Annotated in this window: 13 protein-coding genes; 1 reads left to right on the forward strand and 12 read right to left on the reverse strand. The window is 38.9% G+C overall.

The features are described 5' to 3' along the window. Positions 1–14: 14 nt before the first annotated feature. The 12 genes from GMD5S_RS0203360 to GMD5S_RS0203415 all read right to left on the reverse strand — a co-directional run bounded on the left by GMD5S_RS0203360 (position 15) and on the right by GMD5S_RS0203415 (position 11,006). Positions 15–239 carry a hypothetical protein gene (locus tag GMD5S_RS0203360; protein ID WP_001092959.1) on the reverse strand — a complete coding sequence of 75 codons (225 nt, stop codon included), beginning with the start codon at positions 237–239 and terminating at the stop codon, positions 15–17. Next, on the reverse strand, positions 217–2,103 hold the full coding sequence (locus tag GMD5S_RS0203365; RefSeq protein ID WP_001154553.1) for a hypothetical protein: 1,887 nt from the start codon (positions 2,101–2,103) through the stop codon (positions 217–219). The genes GMD5S_RS0203360 and GMD5S_RS0203365 overlap by 23 nt, the downstream gene beginning before the upstream one ends. An 11-nt stretch (positions 2,104–2,114) precedes the next feature. Further along, positions 2,115–4,619, reverse strand: coding sequence for an ATP-binding protein (locus GMD5S_RS0203370; protein WP_000059963.1), 2,505 nt, complete (start codon positions 4,617–4,619; stop codon positions 2,115–2,117). 12 nt (positions 4,620–4,631) lie between these two features. Continuing rightward, complete coding sequence (locus GMD5S_RS0203375) at positions 4,632–5,042, reverse strand: conjugal transfer protein (protein ID WP_000650966.1); 411 nt, start codon at positions 5,040–5,042, stop codon at positions 4,632–4,634. A 2-nt stretch (positions 5,043–5,044) separates the two neighbouring features. After that, positions 5,045–5,269: a TcpD family membrane protein gene (locus GMD5S_RS0203380; RefSeq protein ID WP_001091060.1), complete on the reverse strand. Its 225-nt coding sequence runs from the start codon at positions 5,267–5,269 to the stop codon at positions 5,045–5,047. An 11-nt stretch (positions 5,270–5,280) separates the two neighbouring features. Further along, on the reverse strand, positions 5,281–6,276 hold the full coding sequence (locus tag GMD5S_RS0203385) for a conjugal transfer protein (RefSeq protein WP_000369354.1): 996 nt from the start codon (positions 6,274–6,276) through the stop codon (positions 5,281–5,283). An 11-nt stretch (positions 6,277–6,287) separates the two neighbouring features. Continuing rightward, a complete protein-coding gene (locus GMD5S_RS0203390; RefSeq protein WP_000914000.1) occupies positions 6,288–6,845 on the reverse strand; it encodes a hypothetical protein in 558 nt (185 codons plus the stop codon). 1 nt (position 6,846) lies between these two features. After that, positions 6,847–7,080: a hypothetical protein gene (locus GMD5S_RS0203395; RefSeq protein WP_000456036.1), complete on the reverse strand. Its 234-nt coding sequence runs from the start codon at positions 7,078–7,080 to the stop codon at positions 6,847–6,849. A gap of 15 nt (positions 7,081–7,095) precedes the next feature. Then, complete coding sequence (locus GMD5S_RS0203400) at positions 7,096–8,328, reverse strand: replication initiation factor domain-containing protein (RefSeq protein ID WP_000357954.1); 1,233 nt, start codon at positions 8,326–8,328, stop codon at positions 7,096–7,098. 204 nt (positions 8,329–8,532) lie between these two features. After that, positions 8,533–10,221 (reverse strand): FtsK/SpoIIIE domain-containing protein, encoded by a 1,689-nt coding sequence (locus GMD5S_RS0203405; RefSeq protein WP_000765654.1) that lies wholly within the window; start codon positions 10,219–10,221, stop codon positions 8,533–8,535. Positions 10,222–10,231: 10 nt separating this feature from the next. Beyond that, on the reverse strand, positions 10,232–10,687 hold the full coding sequence (locus GMD5S_RS0203410; RefSeq protein ID WP_001062571.1) for a hypothetical protein: 456 nt from the start codon (positions 10,685–10,687) through the stop codon (positions 10,232–10,234). Positions 10,688–10,709: 22 nt separating this feature from the next. After that, positions 10,710–11,006 (reverse strand): hypothetical protein, encoded by a 297-nt coding sequence (locus GMD5S_RS0203415; protein WP_000611955.1) that lies wholly within the window; start codon positions 11,004–11,006, stop codon positions 10,710–10,712. 855 nt (positions 11,007–11,861) lie between these two features. Between GMD5S_RS0203415 and GMD5S_RS0203420 the strand changes: the two genes are divergently transcribed. Next, positions 11,862–12,209, forward strand: a complete 348-nt coding sequence (locus GMD5S_RS0203420; RefSeq protein ID WP_000347608.1) for a helix-turn-helix domain-containing protein — start codon at positions 11,862–11,864, stop codon at positions 12,207–12,209. The last annotated feature ends 6 nt before the right edge of the window (positions 12,210–12,215 follow it).

Raw genomic sequence — 12,215 nt, forward strand, 5'->3', positions numbered from 1 at the left:
AAACCCTCCTCTTCTTAATAACGAATATAGGCAGTAAAGAGTACTGTTCCAAAACGCCATTTGGCATCTAAGACAATTGTATGTGCTTTTACTTGGGAGATAATCATTTCTCTTTCAGTATCCTTTACTGGAAATAAAAGAAGGAAATCGACTGAGCGTTTTCCTTCTTGATAGGCTTGATAGAGTGTATCTTCTAGAACTCTTGGGAATGAGGTTTTAGAACGAATTTTTGTGTTCATTTGCTTCTCCTCGTAATTGGTTTAGTCTCTCGGTTAGTCTGTTTCTGCGTTCAATATTAGCCTTGATTTTATCATCCCTTGTCATAGTTTTTCTGTATGCACGGGTAAAGGCGTTTGAACCTTGCGCTTTAAACATGGATTGAGGATCTTTGTAATCTTCTAGTTTTGCCTCTATACGATTGATACGGTATTGCTTGATAGGAGAAATCCATTCTTCCTTGAGAGTTTCAAATTCTTCTTCTGGGGTGACTTTTTCATTGTTTGGTTGCGAAATTGGTGCAAAGTTAGACGAAAGTGTTTTTCCTTGTTGTTTCGTGCTATGCTGAACCCTAGGATATAATTTAGCCCCATCTTCTTGTACTTGCTCTGTTTCTATGGGTGGTAAATGCTCTTCCTCATCTGGTTGCTTGCTAGTAAAGAATGACCCAACTTGTTGGAATTGGCTCCTTGCATTCATGACTGCCCCAACTCCGTATCCAGCACTAGAAAGGACAAAATTACCTAGTCCTTGAGCAGATGAAAGAGCCTTAGTTGGTACTTGTGAAGCTAATTCCTTTGTTTGGCTAACCGTTTCTGTGACCTTGTTTCCGATATCATTTGCTACCATACGAGCTTTAGAACCAAGAACAAACTGAATAATTTCTGCCTTGTATTTCCAAAGGAGGAAAAAAATCATGGCTTTAGAAGCAACAGAAACTAAGAGTTTAAAGACGAGTCCAAAAAGTAGGAGAGAAGGGAGAGTCTTCAAAATATCATCGAAGCCAGACGTTACCAAGTTTTCAACTAATTGTTCAATGTAAAAGATGAATAGTGTTAAGAGGCTAGTAATTGCTGGAAAAGCTAAGCCCGAAAACATGACTTTAAGAACCCCAAAAATCAAATCCTGCATCCGAGGAATAAAGGAAACAAGAAGAGCAATTGGGAATAATAAAATCATCATGAGAACTAGAACTTGAGCAAGGATATTTAGAATTTGAATCAATATAACTGGGATAGCTAAAACAATGGCTTCTACAATTTTAAAGATGATATAAAACATACGAATAAAGATGAAGTCAGGCATCGCAGAAACCCAGCGGTTCTTTTCGCCATCTTCATTAGCACCATTTCCGATTTTATCTAGATAGTCAGAGCGCTCTTTCGCTTTTACTGCTGTAAAGTTTCCGTTTGAATCAGAAGTACCTAATACTTTACTATTATCAAATTCCTCTTCTTTTCCATCTTGACTATTCCTGTATTTGCCGTTTTCTTGACCAGTGTTTACAAAGATATAGGCTTTATAGGAAGTTTCAGCAATATAGCTATCAGCCATTGAATCGCCAATTTTGATTGACTTATTTTTATCATAGTTGACTTCAATTTTGGAAATTTTTGAGGAGACATCTTTTGAAACATTGTGGATGGTATCAAGCAGATAAAGTCCGCCTGAAGTTCCTGCGATTGTTCCAAAGTAGCTAAATCCTAAGAGAATTACTAAACAGACATGAAGTACCGTTCTTGAGAAACTCCCTTTAGAAAAGAAGTATTGATAAAATAGATAAATCCCAAGAATAAGTAAGGACATTGAAATGAGGGAATCTTTTCCAACTCCGTTAGTGGTTGAAGTCGTGAATCCCTCCCAGATAGAACTTGCACCGTTAAAGACATAGGTCTTGTAGGCGGAGTAGAGATCCACTTGTTCTAAGATACGAATGAGAAGAGAGAAGAAACCGACAATGGCATTGAGCAGGAAAAAGAAAAAATTGACGAAGATTTCATTAATCATTACCCATGCACCGTTAAAGGAACCGAACCCAGTTGGCTCCATATAGGACTTGAGCGAAAAAATATCAACGCCTTTTAATTTCTCAAAAGCTTCTTGCATGGTTTCACCTCCTAACTAGCGTATTTATTTTCAAGACTTGAAGAAACTGTTGCTTTCATAGGTTTTAGTAGCATGTCAATATCTTCAAAAAGATTGTGAACAGAAACCATGTTCAGGTTGCCATAGACGTCATAGTAGAGACATTGCCCTGAAATCATATTATCAATCCATTCTAGGTTTTGTTCGTTGACTTCTAGGTTGACGTGATGAAGAATATCTTCTCTTTCTGACTTTTCGTAAAAAGCAAATATGGTTCCAAAGCCCGTCGTGTCATCGTCATTTTCAGCATCATGTACAGATTGAGTAATGAGTGCAAGGGTATTGTTTTTTGAACGCCCAATACGTCTCATGTTTTTTATAACGGCTTTTCCTTCTGCGGATTTCATCAGAATCCATGCTTCATCGAAAAATTCGATGGTATCCTCATTTTCATTGCGCTCTCCAAAATGGGTACAAAAGGCACCAAGCGCAAACATGAGAGCAATAGAATTTCTTTCGTGGTCGGAAATCTTTGTGGAATTATCTTTAGGTAGTTTAAGGTTGTTAACTTCTAGAATGGTGACTCGGGAATCGTAGTTGAGTCCTTGAGTGGTTCCATCTGAAAAGGCAAGTTCCAAGATGGAATTCGTGACAATAGAAGTTAGATAACGTCCCACAGAAGCAATATCATCCTTCTCGTCCATTTTCAGGTGTTCTAAGACCTGTTTAAATCCAACAGCTTGACCTTGCTCTCTTTTCTCTGCAATGATGTTTATAGCCTCTGTAATGGCTGTCTTTTGATCCATGGTAACATCATCTACAGCTTGCAGGAGAAATTCCAACATATTTTTTGCGACTTCGACTGCCTGTTCTTTCTCAAGAACAACGATGGGATCCAAAACCCCGTGGTTAGATGGTAGCGAGCTATCAAGAGTGACAAAGTTAAATGCTTCAATCTGTTTCTTACGTTCAGGGTAGAGCCTAGCAAATTCAGGCGAGTGAATCACTTGTTGGTAGTGATTTCTGAGTTCTCGTTTCGGGTCAATGTAGAGGGTTTTGACATTTTGCAGGGCAACGCTCAAGAAAATAATCTGAGCCAAAAAGGATTTTCCTTGTCCAGTAGCACCTGTGATAATGATGTGTGGGTTTTTAGTGATTTTACCAGCGATATCTTCTTTGTTTCCGACAGTGGCATTATATAGAACAATGTTTTTGGAGGATTCGATAGCTTTTTCAATCGAATCCCAACGCCCTGTCCAGTTGTCTACTCGTCCGATATACCAGCCAATCCGATTTCCTGAAGAGCTATTGGTAAAGGGCATCAGTTCTGAGAAACCACGAGGAGTTACCATATGAGTCCAAGTTCTCGTTTTCTTTTGAAGATGCTGACCATAGAGGAGGGCTTGAAAAAGGTAGGGTGCATCTTGGCTAGCTTCACTGATTTCAACGCCCATATCATCAAAGTAATTGAGAACTACTTGTCTACGTTGTCGTAGTTGTTCAATACTGGAGGCAGATACAATAAGATAAGCTCCATATTCGATGATATTTTCCTTATTTCCTACCTTCTTCATTAAGTCTTTTAGAGAAAGTGACCCCATGATGATTTCATCTTGTTGGACAGTATCAGTATTTTCTGCCTCTTCCATAATATTGCGATAGCGGGTATTGGATCGTCCCATTTTCCCTTTGATTTTATTGTTATCAATAAATTCTGCCTTAATACGCAATTCAACTGGGAAGTTAAGCCGTTGGACAAATTCTCCTAGATGAAAGCCGTTAAACTGAATAGGAAATTTTCCAACAGGAAGAATGGTAACAAAAGAAGAACCATAAGGACTTTCTAGTTTTAAAAAGCCACCCTTGGTAACTTTGATTAGAGTATCCGTGATGTTAAATTGGGAACGATTGGCGAGGACTTCCTTTTTGTAGTGGGGAATATAGCGGAGATATTGCATCCGTTGGTAGTAGAACAATTCCTCATCCGATAAGGCTTTTGCTCGTAAGGGAGCGAGGGCTTGGTAAATGGTAAACTCATCTGCACAGTAGTCCTCATACCAGTTTTCAGCGAGTTCATATTCGTAGCCAAACCCCTGAGCGATTTTTTCGGAAAAATCAGTTAGGCTTTCAAGGGCTAATTCTTTGATTGTTTGCCCATGATTTTGTTTTCTTAGGTTAACTCCAATAACCCAATCAAATTGATAAGGGATTTCCATTTCATTTGTTAAATGGTCAACGGTGTAGAGGAGGAGTTCTTCACCGAGCTCTCTACTATCATCCGCTAGCGCTTCTGAGAAGTCCTTTAATTTTTCCTCTAGAAGATAATCCTTAGGAATGAGGGAAACCTCAAAATATTGATTTTTTAGAAGTTTCTTCATCATTTGTGCAACGGTTAATTTGTGCTTATTTTTCCGTCCGTCATCCGTTATGGTAATTGGGGTATTCGGAATACGGTAGTAGGCCATTACTGACCGATCCCGTTTCAAGACAAGATTGTCATGAGTTTGTAGAATGGGATAAGTTAGTGTTAGAGACATAGTTCCTCCCTTCTAAAGGTTTGTTTTCTCAAAGACGATTTCTTCAACCGGTTCAATACGATCTTCATGGTAGATTGCTTTTTTATTGAGTTTAAAATCCCAACAGTAGATTAGGTAATCTGCTAGAAAAAGATGCATTTTCTTTCCATGTGGTTCGTATTCTGTATAAAATTTTGCTAGCTTATAAGGGATAAACCAGTAGAGAATTAATGAAATCGAGTGGGTGGCTTTAGCTAGAGGAACAAGGATAAAACCACCGGCTAAGAGCATAGCCACCAAGACAATAATAAAGACTATAAAAAAAGACAGTTGCATGGGAGTAGCAAAGTACCAAATGCGAGTGCCTTTTTTAGTTTTTATCTCTTGAATCCAATAAGGGGCGTTAAGCCCCTTGGCGTAATCATACAGTTTTTCATCTTTCATAGTTAGAGTCCTGTTTCAATCCCAAAGAGACGAAGGAACCAGCCAAAAGCTTTTAGAATGTCTTGTCCTTTTGTGAGTGAGACAATGACAGCATAAAAACAAACTACTGAAAAAAGCTGGATCCAAGAGCTATTGCGCCAAGCTTTAACTGCAAGTAGGACTGCAATTGCTCCTAGTACCCAAACAGCATCTCCTTGTAGGAAGGCTCGTAGATTTTCTGTGTTCATGTTGTTCTCCTTTATTTTTCTTGTTTTGCGTAGTTAATAGGGATGGTGTGGGCTAACTCATCTACAAAGTATGTCCCGTTATTTTGAGTAAGAGTGAGAGTGAAATTCTCTGAATGAGTTGAAGCCCCTACTTCAAAAGTAACTTGAACAGTTGCGATGAGCTTTTCTCCATCTTCTTTTAGATAGGTGTAGTCAATACTTTTAAAGGTAGTATTTGCGACTACAGAAATATCTTTAGCAATCAAATTCAGATTGTCTTGATTTGTAGTGTAGTTGGTGAAAAAGACAGTTAAAAACTTATCTACTTTCTTGTGTTCATCCTCCGATAGACGATCAGTTGCTGACAGGGTCAATTGCTCGTTTTTTGAAGATGGAATTGCTTGTGAGGAGTCAAGACTTGAGAACCAAGGTAGACCAGCGATACGATATTTACCATTAACTTCTTCAAAAGGAATATTAAATCCTGTTGTGATTTCCTTTTTCTCGGTGTTGTTGTCCTTTTTGATCCATTCCTTGTATTTGACACGGTAGGTTGCCACTTTATCTGTTACAGTGATGAGTTGCGAATAAATCACCTCGCTAGGGTTTCGGACTTGCCCTTGTGACTTGGTGTCAGGAAGGGCACCATAAAAGGAATTCAGATGATTAATTTGTTCGGTTTGCTTATTATTTTCTTGTGAGAGGGTAAAGTAAGCATAAACAAAATCGTTTAGATAGTATTGTAGACGGTAGTCATATTGCCTAGTAGTTGAAGGGGAGTCTGCTTTTTCCTTTTCAAAGTTTTCAATGCTTGTTTTTAGACTTGAAACCTGATTGGATAGAGTGATAGCTCGAATGGAACCCATGAGTCCAATAAAGAGAAGGCAGCAAGTTCCGCCAACTACAGCAAGATTAACATGTTTTTTGGTGAGGGTTTTAAGTTTTGGAGGTTTCTTTTTCTGTTCAACCTTTTTAAATTGTTCTAGAAATTGCCTCACCTTTGAGAGATAGGATTTTAAATTGTCCATAGTTCCTCCTGTTACACTTGGGCTAACTCAATAAGTTTGGTTCCTTTTGCATAGAATCGTTTATTAAGTTTTTCCATTTCTGAATTGATAAAGTAATAGCCTTTTAGCTCGTATTGGAGTTGTTCCAGTAATTGGGGAGCTAAAGTCTTTGCTTCTTCTTTTTTCAGCAAGCTATTTAATTCACCTGCTTTTGTCCAAGATTCTTTATAATCTTTCTTTTTGAGACATTCGCCTAATTCATTAGCGACTTGTTCTACTTGTCGGGTGAAGGTTGTTTTTGTTGCCATTTCGAGTTCCTTTCTAAATTGTTCTTGATTTTGCTTGATGGTTTGTTGGATGTAAGCAATCAGTGAGGGACGCATCTTTTGATTGAGAGAAAGAACTTGTCCCTCTAAGGTGAAGCAAGCATGTTCGTAGCTATAGAGGCCTTTAGAATTTGGTTCCTTTTCGGTGCATCTTCCAGCACATTCATAGTAGAACTCCTTTCCTTTTCTTAAAAGAATGTAGAAATGCCAAAACTCTTTTTCAGGTAAGAGAAAGAAGTCTGCTTGATAGATTTTCTTAAGCAATTTAAGAAGCCTCTAGAAGATCATCATAGCCAAGTGCTTGGAAGATAAAATCAGAATCAAACCATAGCCAATCATTGATTTGAGTTTCCGTTGGGATATCCCCACAGAAGATATCTTCACAAATAATGGTGAGGGTATCCAATCCTCCACGTTCACGAACAGTGTTTAGAGTTGTTAATCCGCCTGACCAAGCTTTAAAGTTTTCTAGTGAATTAATCTCAACTTTGTATTCCATTGGTTGTTTTCCTTTCTAATGTTCATAATGTTTACTAGCTTTGAGTAGTTTTAACATTGCCTTCCCACGATCTGTAATTTCCCCGCTATTTTGTATCATCTTCATATATTCGGTCTGCATGATACGATCAGCTTCTGAAACTAAAGCAAGAGAGTTCGCTACTTGATAGGTCAGCCAGCGGATGGTTCGTTCAATAGAGTAGGGTTGGGGACTGGTTGAGAGTTTCAAGGGTTCTACCCCACCAAAAAGTTGTTGCCATTTCTGGTCAGGCTTATAAGCTCCAAATTGATTGATTCCATCATAGACTTGCATTTCATTATTGATAACCCCACGGGCGATTTCCCCAAGGTCTACACCGTTGATATATTCCTCGATAGCTCCTTGTGCTTTTTGGTCTGAAAAGCGAAGTTCGTAGCGATTCCAAATACCAAAAATCTCCAAGGATTCTTCCAAGGAGATATTTTCTTGACGGGCGAGTTCATAGCGTTTCTCGTAAAAGTTAAAGTAGAGTTGGCTTTGCCTTGATCCAAAGTAGAGGGACAAACCATGATTAGCTTCCATATCCTCATTGTCAATAAAAGAACCGCCCCCTGTTACATTCCATTTCCGAAAGGTGTTGAGGACAATTTCCTTTGCGTAGAGCTTCTCAATCAACTTAGGTAGATGAATCTGTTGATCTTCTTTTCCGAAGCCCTTATAGAGCTCATCTAGAGCAATATCTAACCTCTTAATTCGGCAATCCTCATAAGCATAGAAGAGATTCTGAAGGAAGGCCTGCCAAGTGATTCCCCTGTATTCTAGGAGTACTTCCAACTCACGGCACCCTTGCCCTGATAGTTGAAGACAGGATTGGTAATCTTTGGTTTCTGCTTTATCAAAGAAATCAAAAATCCAGATATTGCCTCGTTGCCAAAGATGGGTGTAGTTCATGAGCCGTGTCTCCTGAGCGCTAAATTCGCTCAGATGACAGAAGAGAAAGTTTTTACAGAAAGACTCTAAGTCACGTAGAGCAGGAAAAGAGATTCGCAAGTAGTCAATCCGAGCACGCAAACTTTGCTTTTCATGATCTCTATGAAAGCCTAGTTTGGCTTTTAGGTCACGGAACTTTTCAATGCTCAATCCTCTTTCGCCAGCTTCGTAGGAGCGATAGGTTCTAGTAGGTAGGTCAACCGCTTCTGCAAATTGTTTTTGGCTCATGCCTGTTTCTTGACGAAATTTCTTAAGATTGAATGGGCTGATTTTATCCATTCATGGGGACACCTCCTTTTTTATGAGTGACACACTTTTTTTGCCAAAGTGACACACTTTCTAAAATTCGCAATCCCAACTCTTACAAGGAATGAGGAGGGTTGGACTTTGCCATTTTGCCAAATGTAACCCCCCTATTAGAAATCGGGGGTTTCATCATCAGAAACTAGGAACTTCGGGCTACGGTCTGCGCCTGACTTGCCGTCAGGCTTGCCCTTGTCCTTGTCCTAGTTCCTGATGACTAAGCACCATCTGAACGGCTTTGGCATAAGATCTTCGTCCGCCCTCTTCAAAGCAGAGAAGAGTTTCAAGAAGGAGTTCTTCTTGAAGAGGAGTCACCAAAATAGCCGAGTCAGAACGGCCAAAATCTATTCCTTGTTCTTCTAAGAGATAGATAATCTTTCGAAGCGTTGCGACTTTTAGTTCCTGCTCTTCCGCAAAATCTTTTAGAGGTCGTTGGTTGACATGGTTTTCTACCTGTTCTACCTCCTCTATTAGTTCTTTTGTTGGGACTAGTGAGTTATAGTCTTTAAAGACAGAAAACTCTTCTCCTTCAAATTCTAAAATGGGAATTTGCGAGTAGGCTTCATAGAAAGAAAAGCCCCGGTCCAATGGTACATAAGGAGAGAAAAATTCACCAGCCAAGTCTCCGTTGTTTGCGATATAGCCCCGCCCCTTTATCTTAATACCATTAATTTTATCCAGTTTTTTAAACTCTTTGGTTTTATTGGCATCACCAAACATCATGTCATAGCCTGTTGATTCTAAATGACCGACTGAGAGGCGCTTCATAAAGTTATCCCGAAGAGCAGTTTTGACAAACTCCCCATCAGGACGTTGCATGGCAAAAATCACATAAACCCCAGCTTGACGGCCTTCTAGGACTAGTTGAGTAAGGTATTCGGTGACTTCTGCTTGTAGGCTATAATCACGTTCGATTTTAGCGATAAGTGCTGCCCATTCATCTACCAGAATGAATTTAGGCTTCATCCCGTAATAAGTGAAATTCTTCCCAGCTTGAAACTTGGGAGAGGTAGACATGAGTTCATAGCGTTTTTCCATGAACTCCACGTTTTCCCTAAAGCACTGGATAATATCTTCCTTACTGGTAAAGACTCGACCATGAAAGACAGGAATTTTTTTCAAACCAGATAGGTCAGAATTTTTCGGATCGCAAATATCTATGAAACCAATCTTAGCAAGAGCATAGATGATTGACATGAGAAGAATCGTCTTCCCTCCTCCTGTCCCTCCACCAATCAGTAAGTGTGGTTCTTCGATGAAGTCCCAAACAACATCTTTCATAAGTTGGAGTTTTGACCCGTCAACCACTACTTGGTCGATCCCAATACGGCTATCAATACGATTGATGGCGATATCGTACTTAATAAAACGTTTATCAAAGGTTTTATTTCGAAAGTCACCATTAAACATGACTTCAAGTGTTGCCCCAAGATTGAGAAATCGATCTTGAAACTTATTGCCTTCTAAGATAAAACTGACTTCCAAACTATAACGAGATTGTTTAAGATAGACTTGAGGAAGCCTGATTTTCTCTATCGTCCTTTTCTCTCGTTTGACTTTCTTGACTAGATAGAGGTTGTTTTCTAAGAGAAAACGAGAGAGAATTCGCAAGTTATTGAGTTTTTGAAAAGCGAGTAGTTTCTCGTAGCAAATCCAATTCAGGATTTGAGAGATAAGAGCGGATAGTAAGGCAAAGGCAACTAAGTAGTAGGTTTTGGGAAAGGGTTGGGCTTGTAGTTCCAAGTGATGTTGATAGCCGTAGTAAGCTAAGGCAAATAAAAAAGGCGACCACAAGATAAACCAAGTGATTGCCTTGATATGTCGATGATAGACTTGAACTCTTTGTCCACGGTAGGTAAAGAGTTTCATATGTCACCTCCTAGTTTTCTTTCTTGTTTTCTACGGGTTTAGAGTCTTTAGGACTTGCCCCTTTTTTCTTAATCTTAGAAGCAAAGAGCTTGTAGATATCGTTGCGGTTAACGTGAGTATGGGTTACGACGATGTCTTCTAGCTCCACTTCCTCACGGTATTTGAGTCCCAAGTCTTCGATTTCAGACTCCGCCATATCGGCAATAGTGAAAAAGAGGGTTTCGTGTTGGACTGAAGAATGAATTCCTACCACAACACCCCGAATTTCCCCCGTATTAACCTGAACGTAGGAGCCATCAGGATTGCGTTGGGAACGGTCAATTTCATAGATGGTATCTGTTCCTTCAATACCTCGGAAGGTAAGTTTTCCAAAGACTTGAGGGATATTTAGACCTTCTGAGATTACCCGATAGGTTTTGTCTGCAATTTGAAGTTTTTCTCCGTAGTTTAATCCAATTTTAGCCATGTATGTTTTCTCCTATTCTTTTTTATTTTTTCAAAACCAATTTTTCAGCAAATACATTGAGCGCTGGGGCAACGGAATTTCCGTTTAGGGAAGTGTCTGCAAGGAAAATTGGATTGACCACTTCAACTAGAGCATCTTCTGGAAAGACAGTAGCAGAAGCTGGTGTAATCACGTGGAAGGCTCCGTGTTGTTCATTGTTTAGCACGTGGCGTTGATATTTGCCTTCTTTTCCGAAGACATAGCGTGGGGCATTTCCCAATTTTTCGTAGTAAGCAGTACCGATAAATTCTGGTAGCATGACAAGTGTTTCTGGAATCATAAGTATTTCCTTTCTGAGTGTAAAATAAAAAGAGTTAAGCTAGTTGCTTCACTCGTGAGTAATAATGAGTAAAAAGTTTTCGTTTAAACATTCTGCTATAAAATTGTACTTCACCTTGAGAAAAGCCAGTAAGCAGTGATTGGTTGGCAAGTTTATCTAAATCCTTCTGGGCTTGATGATAGAGTTGTCCCTGGAGTTGTTCAGATGTAGAAAAGATATCATAGGTGAAAATGTAGTTTTTATAAATTCGTTCACATTGTTGTGCGAAAAAAGTTAGTCATATGTTCTCCTTTATTGTAAAAGTAAAAAGCTACTAAGAAAATGGACTTAGTAGCTAGAGTAAATCTATCTAGTAAATTAGATAGACAGCAGTAGAGAAAAGTTATTTGGTTGAAGGATTCTTCCTTCACGGTGGCAACGTTTAGCAAGGTGCATTGCATGAATTACCATCGCTTTCCCAGCCAATCTCATCAGGTAGTCATTGTCATACCCTTAAGATTCTCTTACGCCTTTTGGCGAAGCCAGTTCACTTTACTATTCGGAAAAGTGCGAAAGTCCGAAATGCGTGGAAGTCCACAAAAATGTTTTAAATCTTCACTTCAACCATCAAACAGACTTGACTTTTCTTTCCAAAACGTTTACAATAAAGGTACGAAGTTTAGTGTAGTTTTGGCAATCAGTCCTCTGGTTGTCAGACGCACTTTTTATTTAATTTTCAAAGATCGTGATGCTAGAAGTTAGCATTATTATTTTTAAAACCAATATAACTATCGGCTATATTTATATTATATAACCATTGGTTATATTTGTCAAGAGGTTTTTGGAAAAATTTTTAAAATTTTTAGAGGCTTAAAAATGGACTTTTCGGAACGCTTAAAAGAACTAAGAAAAAAGGCAAGCTTTACTCAAGTTGAAGTTGCCGAAAAACTGGGAATTTCGCAACCTGCTTACGCTTCATGGGAACGTGGAGTAAAAAAACCAACACAGGAGAATCTCGTTAAAATTGCACAAGTTTTAAATGTGTCCGTTGATTATCTGGTTGGGAACTTAGACGAAGAATCAGATGAATTAGACAATATTGAATTACTTTTCCGTATGAACTCAAAAGGACTGACCGAAGAAGAAAAGGAAATTTTTAAAAAAGAGTTGATTGAGTTTATGGAAGAACGGAAGCAAGCCTTTAAAAAAGGTGACTTGCTTTAAGTGAAG

It is taken from the genome of Streptococcus sp. GMD5S (assembly GCF_000298715.2).
Classification (GTDB): Bacteria; Bacillota; Bacilli; order Lactobacillales; family Streptococcaceae; genus Streptococcus.